This is a genomic window from Salmonella sp. SAL04196, assembly GCF_046550835.1.
Classification (GTDB): Bacteria; Pseudomonadota; Gammaproteobacteria; order Enterobacterales; family Enterobacteriaceae; genus Salmonella; species Salmonella enterica.
Genome location: NZ_JBGDXE010000008.1, coordinates 61,119 through 80,193, shown reverse-complemented (window position 1 = coordinate 80,193; position 19,075 = coordinate 61,119). Strand labels below are relative to the sequence as shown.

Below are 19,075 nucleotides of genomic sequence, written 5' to 3'. Positions count from 1 at the left end.
GGAGTTCTCATGGATCGACCATACCGCATACAGGAAGGGTGTTTTGTCCTGCCTGAAACATTTACGGATCGCAGCGTTAATATTTTTATCCTGGAGGGCAATGAACGAACATCGCCCAGCCTGAATATTTCCCGCGATACGCTAAAACCTGATGAAGACCTGCCCGCCTATATTGACCGCCAGATTGCGCTGATGAAAAAAAATCTCGGTCAGCACCGGGTATTGTCGCGAGCGCCTGCACAGGCAGGAACGGGCAATGATGCCCTGATGGGGGAACAAATTGCCGCCACCCATAAATCCGGGAAAACGGAAGTGTACCAGCGTCAGGCCGGGTTTATTGCAACCCCTGGCAAGGTACTGGTCTTCACCCTGACCAGTCCCCGTCCTTTTGATGATAAAGCAGACCTACTCTGGAACACCTGGCTGGCAGGCTTTCAGCCGGATAAAAACGAATAATCACACGGAGGTGTGACCATGTATGAAGCAGCCCGTGTGGATGATCCTATCTACCACACCAGTGCGCTCGCCGGATTTCTTATCGGCGCTATCATCGGCATCGCCATTATCGCGATTGCCGCCTTTGCCTTATTTAGCTGCGGTATTCTTGCCGGGCTGATTCTGGGTTTTATGGCCGATCAAATAGCCTCCGGGGTATTGCAACTGGGCGAGGCCATCGGGCGCTCCATCCACCACACGGCAGGAAAAATCCTCACCGGTTCGGAGAATGTCAGCACCAACAGTCGCCCGGCGGCGCGCGCGGTACTGAGTACGGTGAAATGCGATAACCATATCGCAGAAAAACGCATCGCCCAGGGGTCGGAAAATATCTACATCAACAGCCAGCCTGCCGCCCGTAAGGATGACCACACCGAATGCGATGCGGTGATTGAAGACGGTTCGCCGAATGTGTTTCTCGGCGGCGGCACACAGACGGTACTGGAAATCAGTTCTGAAATTCCGGACTGGCTGCGCAAGGTGGTGGATGTATTGTTTGTCGTGGCGAGTCTGCTCGGTGGGCTGGCCGGGGCGTGGCGGCAGGCGGCAAAGCTGGGGACGAAATTTGGCACTAAATGTGCCGCTAAGTTTATCGGCGGGGAGCTTACCGGGATGGCCGTGAGTGAGGCTATCAGCGGGCTGTTCAGCAATCCGGTGGATGTGACCACCGGGCAGAAAATCCTGCTGCCGGAAACGGACTTCACCCTGCCCGGTCGCCTGCCGGTCACCTGCTCGCGTTTTTACGCCAGCCACCTGGAAACCGTGGGACTGTTGGGACGGGGCTGGCGGCTGAACTGGGAAACCAGCCTGCGCGAGGACGATGAACACATCACGCTGACCGGCGTACAGGGGCGGGAGCTGCGTTACCCGAAAACAATGCTGACGCCCGGCCACCAGATATTTGACCCGGAAGAACAGTTATACCTCAGCCGCCTGCATGACGGGCGTTACGTGCTGCATTACACCGATCGCAGCTATTACGTATTTGGTGATTTTGACAGTGACGGCATGGCATACCTGCTGTTTATGGAGACGCCGCACCGCCAGCGCATTGTCTTCGGGCACGAAGGAGGCAGACTGGTACGGATAGCCTCCAGCAGCGGGCATCACCTGTTACTGCACCGCACACAGACCCCGGCAGGGGAGCGGCTGTCGCGAATTGAACTGGTGCAGGGCGGCACCCGTGGCAATCTGGTGGAGTACCGGTATGACGATAACGGTCAACTGACCGGCGTGGTGAACCGGGCGGGAACGCAGGTGCGTCAGTTTGCTTATGAAAACGGGCTGATGACGGCGCACAGCAATGCGGCGGGGTTCACCTGCCGCTACCGCTGGCAGGAACTCGACGGCGCGCCGCGCGTGACGGAGCACGACACCAGTGACGGCGAACATTACCGCTTTGACTATGATTTTGCCGCAGGCACCACCACCGTCACCGGCAGGCAGGGGGAGACATGGCAGTGGTGGTACGACAGGGAAACGTATATCACCGCGCACCGGACGCCGGGCGGTGGAATGTACCGCTTCACGTACAACGAAGACCACTTCCCTGTCAACATTGAGCTGCCCGGCGGTCGCACGGTGGCGTATGAATATGACATCCAGAACCGGGTGGTGAAGACGACAGATCCGGAAGGCCGGGTGACGCAGACGCAGTGGAACGGCGAGTTCGACGAAATCACGCGCACGGCGCTGGACGATGACGCTGTCTGGAAAACGCAGTACAACGCCCACGGCCAGCCAGTGCAGGAGACGGACCCGGAAGGGCGGGTGACGCAGTACGCTTACGATGAACAGGGGCAGATGTGCAGCCGGACGGATGCGGCGGGCGGCACGGTGGTGACGGCGTTCGACAGCCGGGGGCAGATGACGCGGTACACCGACTGTTCAGGGCGCAGCACAGGATATGACCACGATGAGGACGGCAACCTGACGCGGGTGACGGACGCGGAAGGGAAGGTGGTACGCATCAGCTACAACCGACTTGGGTTGCCGGAGACGGTGAACTCACCGGGGAAACAGCAGGACAGGTATACCTGGAATGCGCTGGGGCTGATGAGCAGCCACCGGCGCATCACGGGGAGCGTGGAGAGCTGGCGGTATACGCCGCGCGGTCTGCTGGCGGCGCACACGGATGAGGAGAAGCGCGAGACGCGCTGGCAGTACACGCCGGAAGGCCGGGTGGCAGCGCTGACCAACGGCAACGGGGCGCAGTACCGGTTCAGTCACGATGCGGACGGCAGGCTGGTGCGTGAGGTGCGCCCGGACGGACTGAGCCGTACTTTTATCCTGGACGACAGCGGTTATCTGACGGCGATACAGACCACGGGCACGCAGGGCGGCGTGCGGCGGGAGACGCAGCAGCGGGATGCGCTGGGCCGTCTGTTACGGACGGAGAATGAACACGGCCAGCGGACGTTCAGCTACAACCGGCTGGACCAGATAACGGCAGTGACGCTCACGCCCACGGAGGCGGGGCAACAGCAGCACCGGATGCAGGCCGACACGGTGCGTTTTGAGTATGACCGCAGCGGCTGGCTGACGGCGGAGCACGCGGGGAACGGCAGCATACGTTATCAGCGCGACGCGCTGGGCAACCCGACGGACATCACGCTGCCGGACGGGCAGCACCTGACGCATCTGTATTACGGGAGCGGGCATCTGTTACAGACGGCGCTGGATGGCCTGACGGTGAGCGAGTATGAGCGCGACAGCCTGCACCGTCAGATAATGCGCACGCAGGGGCAGCTTGCGACGTACAGCGGCTATGACGACGACGGGCTGCTGAGCTGGCAGCGCAGTCTGGCGTCCGGCAGTGCCCCTGTTCTTCCCGGCCAGCGCCCGGCGCGGCAGGGCTGCGTGACGTCGAGGGACTATTACTGGAACAACCACGGCGAGGTGGGCACAATTGACGACGGCCTGCGTGGCAGCGTGGTGTACAGCTATGACAGAAGCGGTTACCTGACCGGGCGTTCCGGGCAGATGTATGACCATGACCGTTATTATTACGATAAGGCGGGCAACCTGCTGGATAACGAAGGGCAGGGTCCGGTGATGAACAACCGGCTGCCGGGCTGTGGTCGTGACCGTTACGGCTATAACGAGTGGGGCGAGCTGACCACGCGGCGCGACCAGCAACTGGAGTGGAACGCGCAGGGGCAGCTGACGCGGGTCATCAGCGGCAACACGGAGACGCACTACGGCTACGATGCGCTGGGGAGGCGAATCCGCAAGGCGACGTACGGGCGGCACACGGGCCATACGGCGCGGAGCCGGACGGACTTTGTGTGGGAGGGGTTCAGGCTGTTGCAGGAGAACGTGCAGCAGCAGGGCTGGCGGACATATGTGTACGATGCGGAACAGCCGTACACGCCGGTGGCGAGCGTGACGGGGCGGGGAGAAAGCAGGCAGGTGTGGTATTACCACACGGACGTGACGGGCACGCCGCAGGAGGTGACGGCGGCGGACGGAACGCTGGTATGGGCGGGGTATATCAGGGGGTTTGGAGAGAATGCGGCGGACATCAGCAACAGCGGGGCGTACTTTCACCAGCCGCTGCGGCTGCCGGGGCAGTATTTTGACGACGAGACAGGGCTGCATTACAATCTGTTCAGATATTATGCACCGGAGTGTGGGCGGTTCGTCAGTCAGGATCCGATTGGGCTAGTGGGTGGTATTAACTTATATCAATATGGGTCTAATCCGTTAAGCTGGATCGATCCATGGGGATTGACAGGGACATATATTTTCACTGACGGTACTACATATTATATTGGCAAAGGGCCTGAATCCAGAATGTATGATTCGATGGACTATCGTATAGGTGGTAGGGCTAATGCGATACAATTTGCGCATATGGATTTTGGTGATGATAAATTAGGTTTTATGGTCGAGCATCGTTTAATGGAAAAATATAATGCTCGGTATTCTCCTGATTTCGCGAATAGCGAACGTATAAGCTCACCTGGTAAGAGATTATATGATGCTGCCGATGCTAAGACACAAAGAAAAGTTAATCGATTAGCTAATAAATTAGATAGTAAATATAGAGCATCTAAGGGTTGTTAAGGAGGTATTATGAATTCAATTTATTATAACGAGAATACAGGCGATCTTGAAATACCGTTGGATATTCTATCCAAGGGAATATCTTATGCTGCAAAAAAGAAATTACATAACATAAAAATAGTCAGCCCAATAAAAAAAAGCAATGACAAACTTGATTTATCGCCATTGACTGAAAATGATAATATTCATTCACTTCATATTATTGATGATATCGATCTAAAAAAAATTGACTTATCGCCATTATATGAAATGAAAAATATAAAAAAAATAACAATGAAGTATTTAAAGGGAAGTATTGATTTTTCTAAATTTCAGAAGTTGGAAACTCTTTATATAACAAAGGCTGATGCCGAAATAGATATTTTAAATATCGATACCCTAGTAGATCTTTTACTGGTTTCAATAAAAAACACTAATTGTGAATTTATATCTTCGCTTAGGAGCTTGAATACGCTGAGAATAAGTAGTGTCAGTATAGAAACTCTATCTGGGATAGAGCTTCTCAGTAATTTAAAGTCATTAAAAATTACCTACTCCCCCAACGTTATTGATATATCAAGTATAAATAAAATAAAAACCTTATCTTATCTGCATGTTGAGAAGTGTAAAAAATTAACTGAATTTTCTTTCCTAAGGGATAACGAATCTATATGTGATCTTTTTTTGTCAGATGTTGATTCACTCTCTTTTATTCCAGAAATGAAAAGTATTAAAAATCTTAAATTTTGGAACTTAAAAGATGGAGATTTAAGCTATTTGCTTAACTCTTCGACACTTAAAACTGTTGATTTTCACCCCGATAAGAAAAGTTATAGTCACAGGAAAGACGAAATAAATAAGAAAATAGGTAAATGAGAGGGGGCAATTATTGATATTTGCCGGGAACCATTGAAATTTGCCCAGCCTTTTTATTACTTAACTTTCAGAGCACCTTCATGGTTCCAGTCGTAACGGGCCCCGGCACCCGCGATGGCGTTTCTCACCCCGGTACGCCGCCTGCGTGGTAGCGTGGTGTACAGCTATGACAGAAGCGGTTACCTGACCGGGCGCTCAGGTCAGATGTATGACCATGACCGTTATTATTACGATAAGGCGGGCAACCTGCTGGATAACGAAGGGCAGGGTCCGGTGATGAGCAACCGGCTGCCGGGCTGTGGTCGTGACCGTTACGGTTATAACGAGTGGGGCGAGCTGACCACGCGGCGCGACCAGCAACTGGAGTGGAACGCGCAGGGGCAACTGACGCGGGTCATCAGCGGCAACACGGAGACGCACTACGGCTACGATGCGCTGGGCAGGCGAATCCGCAAGGCGACGTACGGGCGGCACACGGGCCATACGGCGCGGAGCCGGACGGACTTTGTGTGGGAGGGGTTCAGGCTGTTGCAGGAGAACGTGCAGCAGCAGGGCTGGCGGACCTATCTGTACGATGCGGAACAGCCGTACACGCCGGTGGCGAGCGTGACGGGAAAGGGAGAAAGCAGGCAGGTGTGGTATTACCACACGGACGTGACGGGCACGCCGCAGGAGGTGACGGCGGCGGACGGAACGCTGGTGTGGGCGGGATATATCAGGGGGTTTGGAGAGAATGCGGCGGACATCAGCAACAGCGGGGCGTACTTTCACCAGCCGCTGCGGCTGCCGGGGCAGTATTTTGACGATGAGACGGGGCTGCATTACAATCTGTTCAGATATTATGCACCGGAGTGTGGCAGGTTCGTCAGTCAGGACCCGATAGGACTGGCGGGAGGGCTGAATCTTTACCAGTATGCGCCTAATCCGTTAAGTTGGGTTGATCCGCTGGGTTTAAGTGGAGAACCGATAGGCAGTGAGAACAATCCATTTGATTCTTCTCGTGCTGCTCGTCGTGAAGCTATGAGGCAAGCAGGAATACCCACAAGCCAACAACCGATCAGCCAATCACAAAATAGCTCTGGTCGAGAATATTCTTACGAAACACCAAAACCAGGTGGCGGCACTGGTTTATCATCCGTACAAGAGCAAACAATGGATATTAGTCATCCAGATAAGCCACATTGGGAAGCAGGACAAGTTAAAACAGATGATTTTGGAAATCCTCGAATGAATAAGTATGGGCGACCTCAATTACGTAATGGTAAAGGGAAAGCATATTATGGTAAAGGAGGATGCGAATGAGTGTATCTGAATACAAACGAGCATTGCTCTATAGAAAAGCTCAGGCTAATGTATGCAAAAATGATTATTTTAATAAAATACAATCATTTACCAATGATACTGTTGTAGGGGGTAATTTTCTTACCTTAGAAGAAACTGATAATATTATAAATTCTCTTAAAGATAAGAAAATAAATTCAAAAATTAAAGTGGAAATTGATAGCTATCAACAACTTGTTGAATTTATTAAAGAGAAAGTTGCAGGTCTTTCTTCTTATTTATTAATTGATGAAGAATGGAAGTTTTGCGGAATGTATAAGATAAGTAGTGAGTTTTCGAGTGATTATAATTTTGATGAATTACATTCAGACGAGATAAGAATAATATCTTGCGATCTATCTTTTCAGATTCAAATAGACTATGACCACAATAAAATAGAGTGTGAATATATTATGTATAAATAATTTTTGATTGAATAAATATTTTTGAGCGATTATCTCTCACTGAAAGTATTTTGATTTCCCAGCCCAGTCAATCGCCCTTAAGTTGTTGGCTGGGATGGGACTACGCGAATATTGGATAGAAATTTTGGTTTTACGATTGATGTGGGAAATACCGATATAGCCAACTTTAAGACAGCACTGTGTTTTGGATGATTTTTTACTTAACCTGATTATTAAATAGTAAAATAAGTATCGTACAGATAGCTAAACTTATCAGGGGGGGCGGTAGCGTATGAACTATGACGCAATGAGTTTGATGATTTACATACGAAACTGATTGTACGATCCACCTTTCGGTTAGATTGCGTGATCTGACCCAATAGGGCTGAAAGGGGGATGGAACCGATATCATTCTCCGCTGAATCCTATTACAGATAGTGATCTTCTTGGTCTTATTACTTGTGGTACTGATAGAGATGATCCTGGCAAGTTATTAAGATGAAAAATGGTTGAAAATAATTGCATTAGTGAATGCTCATTTATGCCTTTACCTACAAAAAGTAACGGATTTGCTTGCTGGAATTGTGTTAACGAATGCAAATAAAATCAAGGCTGTTGATGTTTTTACTACAGGAATAAGTATGGTTAACGATAAGGATACAGCTATATTAATTAGTGATTTAATGTTGAGATTCGGTAAGGAACTTGATGAATCTGTTGCTGTTGTTCAGTCCCGTTGTGATGAGGATGAATTTAAGGTATATCGAGAAGCGGTTGGTTTGATCATGGGTGAAATGCTTATTAAAATAATGAATCCATTATATGAAAAACATCCCGAAATAAAACCAAAAGGATTGAAATAAAACATCTGGAACCGGAGGAATAATGTGTAAAAGCCGGAGGGGTTATCTTTTCCCGGCTTTTTATTATCAATTACTCATTAACTCCTGTTCCGTTCTTTTGCGTTTAATCACCGGAATATCTCCGGTATTGTTCAGCGCCCCCAGAAATTTTTTTAACCACTGTTCTGCACTCCGTTTATTAATGCGGGTTACGCCCATCCCTTCAATACAGACAAAGAGTCCGTGGGTATGCTGCGGCGTGATCACGATGCAATCCCTCATTACCCGCACCTTGACGGGCATCCCGTTAATAAACCCCGCCTGCGGCATCCATTCACCGTACAAACGAACTGAAAGTCTCTCAATGCGTGAGTATGTAAGTATCCCGCATAATCGAGCCATTCACATTTAGAGATCATCCGACATAATCAATCTGCCAACGCAGGAGATCGCTGTGCGTAAAGCCCGTTTTACTGCGCACCAGATCATCGCTGTGATTAGATCAGTCGAATCCGGACGGACTGTTAAAGATGTCTACCGGGAGGCCGGTATTTCTGAAGCCACCAGGGACAACTGGAAGTCTGGATACGGCGGCAGGGATACGCGTGGAATCACAAAAGGCTCCACCGTATTTACTGTCTGCTCAAGCTGAATTTTCGCCGTAAGGGTAAACAACGGCTGCCGGTACGCAATCCCTCGCCACTGGTCACGCCGGAAGCGCTGAACCAGAGCTGGTCTGTGGGCGTCGTTTTCGCACGTTCAATGTTGTTGATGACTGTAATCGTGAAGCGTTGTCGATTGAAATCGATCTGAATCTGCCAGCTCTGCGAGTGGTCCGTGTACTCGACAGGATTACAGCAACCGCGGTTATCTGGCCATGCTGCGTATGGATAAGGAACCGGAATTTATCTCGCTGGCACTGGCTGAATGGGCAAAGAAACATGCAGTAAAGCTGGCGTTTATCCAGCCGGGTAAGCCGAAGAAAAACGTTTTCATCGCGCGCTTTAACCGGACATACCGTACAGAAATACTCAATTCTTATCTGTTCAGAACGCTGAATGAGGTGCGGGAAATTGCGGATAAAGGGTTATCAGAATATAACTGCGAACGTCCATATGAATCGCGGAACAATATGATACCGAAGGAATACCGCTAACAACATTATCTGGCCGGAATCTTAAAAATGCATGGAACTAAAACGGGTCTATTTACAGGGGCACCTGCGATGAATTTCGCTGCACTGAAAAACGATACCGGATGAGAGCTGCTTCAAATTAATGTGCCATGTTCACGGGGAGGTGGTGCGACGTTTGCATAATCCAGCAAGAACTGAAAGGAAGGGGAGAGCTTTTTCATGCCTGTATAATCAGTCTGGCCTGTGTCAGTCAGCTCTTAGTGTTGAGACTCTCGTTGGAGCGTTATAATTGCTTTTCCGTTTCGGAAAACAAGATTTTCCACTAAAGATCTTCCCTGCGAGGAAAAGTTAACTAATAATCTTACCGTCGAGTTAGGAGATGTATGTTTAAATATAAACAATGTTGCAACGATGCCTGATAATTATCCTCTCTTCGAAGATAAGTTTCCCACACCCAGTGTGGTGGGTGTCATTGTAATGTTATCACTTGAATGTAAATGGAAGGTATAATTGCTTTTTGACTAGTATTCTATTCCACCCTGACAACACGATGTTAACATCAACACTGTTTATATTGGCAATAACGCAATTTTTTTCAGATTAAGAGGTGCTCTGATATATAGATTTTTATAACATTACTTATTTGAATTGGTAACAAATACCAATAAGTACAAGCTGTTATTACCAGCCACGGATTTTTCCATACGGTAAGATTTGGTATGGCGTTATGTATTCTGGATGTGCTGGATTATTTTAATTTGGTTTAAAAAAGGTGGTTATTCAAATGAAAAGCATAAAAAAATTGATTATCGCAAGTGCGTTGAGCATGATGGCTGCTAGTTGTTATGCTTCAGTTTTGCCGAACACAGAGCAACAGAAATCAGTGGATATTAGCTTTGCCGCTCCCGAACATTTAACCATATCGTTTGATCAGATGCCAGGCTTAATGGCTGGGAAGAATGCTAAGGATATGGATATTGCGAAGCTTACAGTTGATTCTACTTCTATTAAAGAGTTCGGGGTCAGGGGGATTTCTGGCTCGCTAATGAACGATGCTGGCAGTGAATGGAAAATAACTGGTAAAAATGGTGGCAACCCAATCATTGTGCGCTTTTCAGATTATGATCTAAACAAAACTCATGTCCCGGTAATGTGGAATGGGAGAAAATGGCTCACCTTTGATACCAATGTCCCAATTGATATTATTGCAGTAGCGGGTCAGGATATCTCACCTGATACGTACCCACTGACTGTAGACGTAGTGGGATATCAGCCTTAATAGTAAACAACTATTAGTGTATTGCGCCTTGTTTAAGGCGTAATACACATCAAGTTTTTCATTTTTCTTTTACAATTTTTGATATGAAAACAATTAATTTTGTTTTAATGGCGGCAGCTTTGTTCGCCTCTAATTCTATGGTTTCAGTATATGCCGCCAGGCAGCAATTAAATTCAGCCACTAAATCATTCAGCGTGAAGCTGGGAGCTACACGTGTGATTTATCACGCTGGTACACCAAGCGCGACGCTCTCGGTGAGCAACCCGCAGAATTACCCTATTTTGGTTCAGTCTTCAGTCAAAGCAGAAGACAAAAATTCGCCAGCCCCCTTTATGGTGATGCCGCCTCTATTTCGTTTAGAAGCGAACCAGCAGAGTCAACTGCGTATTATCCGTACTGGTGGTGACATGCCAACGGATCGCGAGACTTTACAGTGGGTCTGTATAAAGGCGCTACCACCCGAAAATGAACAGTCGGATACACAGGCTAAGGGCGCGACCCTTGACCTCAATTTGTCCATCAGCACCTGTGACAAGCTGATTTTCCGCCCGGATGCCGTGAAGGGGACGCCGGAAGATGTTGCAGGAAATTTAAGATGGGTGGAGACGGGCAACAAACTTAAGGTAGAGAACCCCACCCCGTTTTACATGAATTTAGCCTCTGTCACAGTAGGGGGAAAGCCCATTACAGGGCTTGAGTATATCCCCCCCTTTGCTGACAAAACACTAAATATGCCAGGTGGCACTCGTGGTGATGTCGAGTGGAAAATTATTACAGACTTAGGTGGTGAAAGTCATCCGTTCCACTACGTTTTTAAATAAATTCAAGGATTTAGCGGCAGAAAATGAAGTTCAAACAACCTGCCTTGCTACTGTTCATCGCGGGAGTGGTTCATTGCGCAAATGCGCACGCTTACACATTCGATGCATCAATGTTGGGCGATGCAGCGAAAGGGGTTGATATGTCGCTCTTTAACCAGGGGGTACAACAGCCAGGGACTTATCGAGTGGACGTGATGGTGAATGGTAAACGTGTCGACACCCGTGATGTGGTGTTCAAATTGGAAAAGGATGGGCAAGGAACGCCTTTTCTGGCTCCTTGTTTGACGGTCAGTCAGCTTTCACGCTACGGCGTAAAAACGGAAGATTACCCTCAGTTGTGGAAAGCAGCAAAGACCCCAGATGAGTGTGCGGATCTGACCGCCATTCCACAGGCTAAAGCGGTACTGGATATCAATAATCAGCAACTGCAACTGAGTATTCCGCAGTTGGCGTTGCGTCCGGAATTTAAGGGGATCGCTCCTGAAGATCTCTGGGATGATGGTATTCCGGCGTTTCTGATGAACTACAGTGCGAGGACAACGCAGACGGATTACAAAATGGATATGGAGAGGCGTGACAACTCTTCCTGGGTACAACTGCAACCGGGAATCAATATAGGTGCGTGGCGTGTCCGCAATGCGACCAGCTGGCAGCGGAGTAGTCAACTGTCGGGGAAGTGGCAGGCAGCATATACCTATGCTGAGCGTGGACTGTACCCACTAAAAAGTCGTCTGACTCTGGGGCAAAAGACTTCGCAGGGGGAGATATTTGATAGTGTGCCATTTACCGGTGTGATGTTGGCATCGGATGACAACATGGTGCCCTACAGTGAGCGGCAGTTTGCTCCAGTAGTGCGTGGGATTGCCCGCACGCAGGCTCGGGTGGAGGTCAAACAGAATGGTTACACCATTTACAACACCACCGTGGCGCCCGGACCGTTTGCACTGCGGGATCTGTCGGTAACAGACAGTAGTGGTGATCTGCATGTCACCGTGTGGGAGGCCGATGGCAGTACACAAATGTTTGTGGTGCCGTATCAGACCCCGGCGATAGCACTGCACCAGGGATATTTGAAGTACAGCCTGTTGGCGGGCCGATACCGATCGTCAGACTCTGCAACGGATAAGGCGCAGATCGCGCAGGCTACGTTGATGTATGGTCTGCCGTGGAATCTCACTGCATACGGCGGTATACAGAGTGCAACGCACTATCAAGCTGCATTGCTTGGTTTGGGGGGATCTCTCGGGCGATGGGGGAGTTTATCTGTCGATGGAAGCGACACACACAGTCAGCGTCAGGGGGAGGCGGTACAGCAAGGAGCCTCCTGGCGACTGCGTTACAGCAACCAGCTGACTGCGACGGGGACAAATTTTTTTCTGACGAGATGGCAGTATGCCTCGCAGGGCTATAACACCTTATCCGATGTGCTCGACAGTTATCGACATGATGGCAACCGTCTATGGTCGTGGCGAGATAATTTGCAGCCGAGCTCGCGTACCACCCTGATGTTGAGTCAGTCATGGGGGAGGCATTTGGGCAATCTGAGTTTAACCGGTTCCCGTACCGACTGGCGTAATCGCCCCGGTCATGATGACAGCTACGGACTGAGTTGGGGAACCTCTATCGGAGGGGGCTCGCTGTCATTGAACTGGAATCAAAACAGAACGCTGTGGCGCAATGGCGCGCACCGTAAAGAGAACATAACCAGCCTGGGGTTCAGTATGCCATTAAGCCGCTGGACGGGGAATAATGTAAGTGCCAGTTGGCAGATGACTTCACCATCACACGGTGGTCAGACGCAACAAGTGGGGGTCAACGGAGAGGCATTCAGTCAGCAACTGGATTGGGAGGTGCGTCAGAGTTACCGTGCCGATGCCCCGCCAGGTGGTGGTAATAACAGCGCATTGCACTTGGCATGGAATGGGGCTTACGGCCTGTTAGGTGGTGACTATAGCTACAGCCGGGCGATGAGCCAGATGGGAGTCAATATCGCGGGAGGTATAGTTATCCACCATCATGGTGTGACGCTGGGGCAACCTTTGCAAGGCTCAGTGGCGCTGGTTGAAGCGCCAGGGGCCTCGGGGGTGCCAGTTGGCGGCTGGCCTGGCGTTAAGACGGATTTTCGTGGCGACACCACAGTGGGCAACCTGAACGTCTATCAGGAGAATACAGTCAGCCTCGATCCGTCGCGACTACCGGATGACGCAGAGGTCACACAAACCGATGTGCGCGTGGTGCCAACCGAAGGGGCGGTGGTGGAAGCGAAGTTTCACACTCGCATCGGGGCCAGGGCACTGATGACGCTGAAACGGGAAGATGGTAGCGCCATTCCTTTCGGGGCGCAGGTTACAGTCAATGGGCAGGATGGCAGTGCTGCTCTGGTGGATACTGATAGCCAGGTTTATCTCACTGGTCTGGCGGATAAGGGCGAACTGACGGTGAAATGGGGAGCACAGCAATGTCGGGTTAACTACCAGCTACCTGCCCACAAGGGAATCGCGGGCTTGTATCAAATGAGCGGTCTCTGCAGATAGCCGATTCTGAAGGAGAGAATAATGTGGATGAAAATACAGCGAGTGAAAACGGTTATCTATAGCGTAAGCTTACTGGTCACTGCCAGTAGCTTGGTGCCGATAGCGAACGCCGCAGAAAAACTTCAGACAACGCTACGTGTAGGTACTTACTTTCGGGCTGGGCACGTGCCAGATGGGATGGTGCTTGCGCAAGGCTGGGTGACTTATCACGGCAGTCACAGCGGGTTTCGGGTATGGAGCGATGAGCAAAAGGCGGGTAACACGCCTACCGTATTGCTGCTGAGCGGGCAACAGGATCCTCGCCATCACATTCAGGTTCGCCTGGAGGGCGAGGGGTGGCAACCAGATACGGTGAGTGGTCGTGGCGCCATTTTAAGAACCGCTGCAGATAACGCCAGTTTCAGTGTGGTCGTTGATGGCAATCAGGAAGTGCCTGCGGACACCTGGACGCTGGATTTTAAGGCCTGTGCATTGGCGCAGGAGGATACGTAGCCGTCTGTTCCACTCATACTTCCTGTATAAGTGAATAAGGCGAATACTGTATATCAGGTTCGAGGATGTATTGAAAATTTACTCAAGGCAAATATGGTTAGCAATCTTCATTGCAGAAAAATCAATTGCTGATTTATTTTAAAATCTGAAATTCATCTTTTTTGTAGGGAGAGGAATATTATGTTTCGTAAAATAATTTAACAGACACTGATGCCTTTATTATTTTCTGTTTTGTGGATTTGTTTGATTCACTCTTTTGTGAACGGGTCTTTATAAGCCCTTAGTATAAGGTTTGTTTATCTGTCAGGTATTCATATGTGATATTTAAGATTTTATGTTTAGGGGGCTTTTTCTTGTCCCCTCAGGCGTAAAAATAATTTATTTTTTACATAAAGGAATAAAGCATATGTCTTATGCACGACATTTACCGGTATTAATGTATCACCATGTCAGTGATAAACCCGGACAGATAACCTTATCTCCCCGTACGTTCCGGGCGCAGATGAAATGGCTGGCTGAATCTGGCTGGAAAACCGTTACCGCAGCAGAGGTGGAAGCTTTTTATCATGGTGCAAGATTGCCTCGTAAAAGCGTCATGCTGACCTTTGATGGCGGCTGGCTGGATAACTGGTTGCAGGTTTTTCCGGTGCTGCAGGAGTTTAATCTGCATGCGCATCTCTTTCTTGTGACCAGTTTGATCAGTGACGGACCGGTCCGTATTCCTGCAGGCGAACCGGTGTACTCTCATGATGAGTGTCAGATGCTGGTTAAACAAGGCCGGGCTGATGAGGTCATGCTGCGCTGGTCAGAGGTCCGGGAGATGCACCTCAGTGGCCTTGTTGAGTTTCACTCGCACACGCACACCCACCGACGCTGGGACCAGAAACCTGTGTCCCGTAATCCGTCGGATTTGCTTCGTGTCGATATTCTTCTTAGTCGTAAGCGGATGAGGGAGATGCTGGGTTACTGCAGTCAGCATCTGTGCTGGCCTGAGGGCTGGTATTGTTCTGACTATATTCATGTGGCTGAAGAGCTGGGGTTCACATACCTGTATACCACAGAAAGGCGTATGAACAATCCAGTCATCGGTTCACAGCGTATTGGTCGTATCAACACAAAGGAGCGAAAGAATGTGGGCTGGCTGAAACGTCGTCTGTTTTATCACACCACGCCCGGATTTTCTTCGCTGCTGGCCCGGCATAAGGGGGCACGTCGGATAGCTGACTGAGCCGGAGACCAGGATGAAAGTGCTGCATACCGAATCCTCCCCCATCATCGGCGGGCAGGGGTTGTAGGCTATATCCCAAATGATGGTGCTGATTTTGAGCAGAAATAAGATAACACCGGAGGCCGTGATAGACCCGGTTGCGCAGAATCTGGAGGCCGCAGGTCACTGGCGCAGGGCTTCTACCCGCTGGCTTTTGGTCATGGGAGATTTTGAATGTACAGAGGCCCAGCGGGAGTGGTTGTTGTTGCGCCGGAATTATTGCCTTGCGCAGATATCTTCCCCTGGCGCCAGTAAAGCTGGATATCAGCGACGTGACGAAATGAGAGGAGCCTGCACATAGGTTTATGTTTTGAGTAAGCGTCTTATTTAAACCGTCTGTTCTTTTTCCTCCACTTTCACAAATAATGTCGAGCCGGGTGGGGGGGACTCAAGTAAGAATAATCTGGCGATGTTTTGCTTGTTTCCACGGGATACTTTGTTAGGTGAACGATACAATTAATGCGTTCCAGACTGCGTCACAGAAAAGGACAATGCCTTTGCAGAACGGGCGCATGACAATGAACCACTTTATTATTGGTATCTGGTTCGGCGACAACCTTGACGATCACTTCTGAGATAGGGTATTTACACTGAGTGGTAAACAGGTTCAATTAGTAACCGGAGATGGATGCAAAATCATGATCGATTCAGATGCTATTTTGCAGCCAATAGATTTTTTATTATGATGATATCAAGGACATTGAGGCACACAATGACGCATCAGTAAGTCGTTGATAGCTCCTTTAATATAAGAATTTCTTTTATCAACGGAAGATAATGATGGAACTGATCAATAATCGTGGTATGCGAGACTGGATGATATTTATTAAAGTGGCGGAAGTAGGGAATCTTTCCCGGGCTGCACGGGAATTAGATATTAGCATTTCTGCTGTCAGTAAATCGCTTAGTCGCCTTGAGAATTCTATTGAGGTTACTTTACTTCGGCGCGATTCACATCACTTAGAACTGACTGGAGCTGGTCAGACAGCCTATGCAAGCATGAAAAGGATAACATCTTCCTTTCAGTCCTTGCTGGATGAATTGCGAAATCCGGATAAAATTATCAGAGGGAGTATAAAATTTTCGGCTCCGGCTATTGTCTGTGAGTTTCTTGCCAATAAGTGGATATGGGAATTTACAGCTAGCTATCCGGATACAAAAATCTACCTGGATTCACGAGAGCGTAGCGATTTTTTTAGTAAATCCCTGGAGTTTGATGAGCTGGTTTTTAAAAGTGGCATAATCGAAAGTGAGGATCTCGTGTATCGAAAGATAAGCCCTTTAAAGTTGGTTCTTTGTGCGAGTCCGAAATATATTAGAAAATATGGCAGGATCTCACATCCTGGCGATTTGGAAAATCACATTATTGTGGGTCTTCACAACCATGGTCTTTCCGGACCTCTTACTCTTTTCCGTCAAGATGAATCATACACTATTAGTGGCGCTGTTAATGTTCATTTATCTTCCAATAATCTTTTGAGTGTTCTTAATTTGGTTTTAGAAGGAAAGGGTATCAACCTCATGACTCCGGCCTGGCTTGCCACCAAATACTTAAAAAATAATGAACTTGAAATTATACTTCCTGAATGGAGGGTCCCAGATCTCCCCATTTATCTTGTATGGCGTCATCGTCAGTATTATTCTCCTTTATTTCAACGCTTTCTGTCTTTTATTGAAGATAAATGGAATAATCGCCCACAAATTGATTTTCTGAATGATGATTAACCCGTTTGGAATGGTTTTGACACGTTCCTGACTTAAACCCACATGATGATGACTGAATTGAGGCATCGAGATATGCGACTGGTCAGCCAGTCGTCTTTTGACGATGCCCAATACAAAACATGATGCCGACTGACGGAAATGATAATACCCGGAAACAGGACGGGGCTGTTTTTGGGCAGCCGGAAGTTAAGCCCATACCAGAAACGTTGCAGTGTACTGAAAAATGGTGCCAGGTTGCACTGTAAGTATCCCGCATAATCGAGCCATTCACATTTAGAGATCATCCGGCATAATCAATCTGCCAACGCAGGAGATCGCTGTGCGTAATGCCCGTATTACTGCGCACCAGATCATCGCTGTGATTAGATCAGTTGAATCCGGACGGACTGTTAAAGATGTCTACCGGGAGGCCGGTATTTCTGAAGCCACCAGGGACAACTGGAAGTCTGGATGCGGCGGCATGGAAGCTTCTGATATTAAATCTTGAGGATGTCAACGCCAGGATTTATGGTCGTTTTTCGCTATTTTTAATATCCGCTGTTTGATCACTTCTGCTGTCCGCTTTCCGCCATTTCATCTTCACTGATTGGCGTTGCGCTTTTGGTCAGCGCCCCGACTTTGCGTTTTTCCTTCAGTTGGTAACTTTCTCCTTTGATATTCAGTGTGGTTGAGTGATGCAGTAGCCGATCCAGGATCGCTGTTGCCAGCACGTTATCACCGAACATCTCTCCCCAGTCTGCGAAGCCTTTGTTTGACGTCAGGATAATGCTCGCTTTTTCATACCGTCGGTTCAGCAGTCGGAAGAACAGACTGGCTTCCTCACTGGTCATTGGCAGGTAACCTACTTCGTCCAGGATCAGCCCCCGCGCATAGCTCAGTTGTTGTAGCTGGCGCTTCAGGCGGTTTTCCAGCTTCGCTTTCATCAGCGTCTACCAACCTGTCCTGCGGCATGAACAACACCCGATGGCCCACATCTGCCGCTTTCACACCGGGGGCAGCGGCCAGGTGGGTTTTCTCCACTCCGGGGGCCCCAGCAGGATCACATTCACGCAGCGCTCCACGAACGCCAGACCGGCCAACTCCCGGACGACCTTATGATCGATGCCTGGCTGGAAGCTGAAGTCGAACTGCTCCAGCGTTTTGACTCATGGCAGACGAGCCTGTTTCAGCCGGGATTCCATTCCGCGCTGATGTCTGCCGTTCTATTCCTGCTGCAGCGCCATGCACAGGAATGTCGACTTATTTTTGGGCTGACAGAGGCATTGGTCGTTAAGACTTGTATATTCATGTTGCTTACTCGCACAAAAGGGGGAAAGGAACCGTAAACAACATTGACAGGTAAGGGACTGGCATCAATTTGAATGGTGTTTTTTATAACATTATGTTTTAAAAGGTGAATTGTATTTTCATGGTGAATTGTTCTGTTTTATATTGTTGTTTATGGAATATTTAACCAATATTTCATCTAAAAATAGTGTATTATATTGATTACACTTTGCTGGAGAGGTGTAAACATCAAGTGTAACCATATGATGTATATAAGTTTTTGTTTGCTGATATCATATTTTTAACAGATATTGAGCAAGTAAATCTGATCTAACTGTAACTTTAGTTTTCTAAATTAATTACTTTGCTTACTTTTTTTTACCTGGTTTTGTAAAACCTCATGATGATCAGTCTATTTGTGGCTTTGTTTAAGGTTTATTTGGTTTTGTAGTCTGAATTGTATCTCCCTCCTGGAGGGCTTTCTTTAGATTCTCTGTCTCCTACGTTGTTATGTTACGTATTTGTTGCTTTGAAGGAGGGGGAAATGCAGTTCCATTTATCTGAGTAAGTCA

The 19,075-nt window shown here is 48.7% G+C and carries 14 protein-coding genes and 7 pseudogenes; 19 read left to right on the top strand and 2 right to left on the bottom strand.

Translation table 11 applies throughout. The features are described from left to right. Positions 1-9 precede the first annotated feature (9 nt). The 7 genes and pseudogenes from ACLJPE_RS20770 (at position 10) to ACLJPE_RS20740 (ending at position 8,005) form a co-directional block, all read left to right on the top strand. Positions 10-456, top strand: coding sequence for a DcrB-related protein (locus ACLJPE_RS20770; protein WP_000375832.1), 447 nt, complete (start codon positions 10-12; stop codon positions 454-456). Positions 457-474: 18 nt separating this feature from the next. Continuing rightward, a complete protein-coding gene (locus tag ACLJPE_RS20765; RefSeq protein WP_039514481.1) occupies positions 475-4,563 on the top strand; it encodes an RHS repeat-associated core domain-containing protein in 4,089 nt (1,362 codons plus the stop codon). 9 nt (positions 4,564-4,572) lie between these two features. After that, positions 4,573-5,418 (top strand): hypothetical protein, encoded by an 846-nt coding sequence (locus ACLJPE_RS20760; RefSeq protein WP_001084940.1) that lies wholly within the window; start codon positions 4,573-4,575, stop codon positions 5,416-5,418. A gap of 141 nt (positions 5,419-5,559) precedes the next feature. Further along, positions 5,560-6,375 (top strand): annotated as a pseudogene (locus tag ACLJPE_RS20755) (RHS repeat-associated core domain-containing protein); the annotation flags it as partial. Between the two features lie 341 nt (positions 6,376-6,716). After that, a complete protein-coding gene (locus ACLJPE_RS20750) occupies positions 6,717-7,163 on the top strand; it encodes a hypothetical protein (protein WP_031564739.1) in 447 nt (148 codons plus the stop codon). 352 nt (positions 7,164-7,515) lie between these two features. Then, positions 7,516-7,602 (top strand): annotated as a pseudogene (locus tag ACLJPE_RS20745) (hypothetical protein); the annotation flags it as partial. A 124-nt stretch (positions 7,603-7,726) separates the two neighbouring features. Continuing rightward, positions 7,727-8,005, top strand: coding sequence for a hypothetical protein (locus ACLJPE_RS20740; protein ID WP_077677834.1), 279 nt, complete (start codon positions 7,727-7,729; stop codon positions 8,003-8,005). Positions 8,006-8,071: 66 nt separating this feature from the next. Here the strand turns inward: ACLJPE_RS20740 and ACLJPE_RS20735 are convergent, their stop codons facing one another. Further along, a complete protein-coding gene (locus tag ACLJPE_RS20735; RefSeq protein ID WP_023892102.1) occupies positions 8,072-8,386 on the bottom strand; it encodes a SymE family type I addiction module toxin in 315 nt (104 codons plus the stop codon). A 52-nt stretch (positions 8,387-8,438) separates the two neighbouring features. On the opposite strand from ACLJPE_RS20735, the gene ACLJPE_RS20730 reads away from it, so the two are divergent. The 11 genes and pseudogenes from ACLJPE_RS20730 to ACLJPE_RS20680 form a co-directional block, all read left to right on the top strand. Continuing rightward, on the top strand, positions 8,439-8,636 hold the full coding sequence (locus ACLJPE_RS20730; RefSeq protein ID WP_001224041.1) for a transposase: 198 nt from the start codon (positions 8,439-8,441) through the stop codon (positions 8,634-8,636). After that, positions 8,570-9,140 (top strand): annotated as a pseudogene (locus tag ACLJPE_RS20725) (integrase core domain-containing protein); the annotation flags it as partial. The gene ACLJPE_RS20730 and the pseudogene ACLJPE_RS20725, both read left to right, overlap by 67 nt. A 763-nt stretch (positions 9,141-9,903) precedes the next feature. Beyond that, on the top strand, positions 9,904-10,398 hold the full coding sequence (locus ACLJPE_RS20720) for a pilus assembly protein (RefSeq protein ID WP_039514478.1): 495 nt from the start codon (positions 9,904-9,906) through the stop codon (positions 10,396-10,398). Positions 10,399-10,481: 83 nt separating this feature from the next. Next, positions 10,482-11,219, top strand: a complete 738-nt coding sequence (gene safB / locus ACLJPE_RS20715; RefSeq protein ID WP_001530955.1) for a pili assembly chaperone SafB — start codon at positions 10,482-10,484, stop codon at positions 11,217-11,219. A 23-nt stretch (positions 11,220-11,242) separates the two neighbouring features. Then, positions 11,243-13,753, top strand: a complete 2,511-nt coding sequence (locus ACLJPE_RS20710; RefSeq protein WP_000669620.1) for a fimbrial biogenesis outer membrane usher protein — start codon at positions 11,243-11,245, stop codon at positions 13,751-13,753. A gap of 21 nt (positions 13,754-13,774) precedes the next feature. Next, positions 13,775-14,245 (top strand): AfaD family invasin, encoded by a 471-nt coding sequence (gene afaD / locus ACLJPE_RS20705; protein ID WP_000266941.1) that lies wholly within the window; start codon positions 13,775-13,777, stop codon positions 14,243-14,245. Between the two features lie 406 nt (positions 14,246-14,651). Further along, positions 14,652-15,473, top strand: a complete 822-nt coding sequence (locus ACLJPE_RS20700) for a polysaccharide deacetylase family protein (protein ID WP_000119391.1) — start codon at positions 14,652-14,654, stop codon at positions 15,471-15,473. A gap of 82 nt (positions 15,474-15,555) precedes the next feature. Beyond that, positions 15,556-15,793, top strand: a pseudogene (locus ACLJPE_RS20695) (PerC family transcriptional regulator); the annotation flags it as partial. 496 nt (positions 15,794-16,289) lie between these two features. Next, positions 16,290-17,237, top strand: coding sequence for a LysR family transcriptional regulator (locus ACLJPE_RS20690; protein ID WP_000970302.1), 948 nt, complete (start codon positions 16,290-16,292; stop codon positions 17,235-17,237). A gap of 119 nt (positions 17,238-17,356) precedes the next feature. After that, a pseudogene (locus ACLJPE_RS20685) lies at positions 17,357-17,476 on the top strand (hypothetical protein); the annotation flags it as partial. A gap of 80 nt (positions 17,477-17,556) precedes the next feature. Further along, positions 17,557-17,718 (top strand): annotated as a pseudogene (locus ACLJPE_RS20680) (transposase); the annotation flags it as partial. A gap of 64 nt (positions 17,719-17,782) precedes the next feature. On the opposite strand, the pseudogene ACLJPE_RS20675 reads toward ACLJPE_RS20680, so the two are convergent. After that, positions 17,783-18,340, bottom strand: a pseudogene (locus ACLJPE_RS20675) (ATP-binding protein). Between ACLJPE_RS20675 and ACLJPE_RS20670 the strand changes: the two are divergent. Continuing rightward, positions 18,332-18,562, top strand: coding sequence for a hypothetical protein (locus ACLJPE_RS20670; protein WP_000564356.1), 231 nt, complete (start codon positions 18,332-18,334; stop codon positions 18,560-18,562). The pseudogene ACLJPE_RS20675 and the gene ACLJPE_RS20670 sit on opposite strands and share 9 nt — an antisense overlap. Positions 18,563-19,075 lie beyond the last annotated feature (513 nt).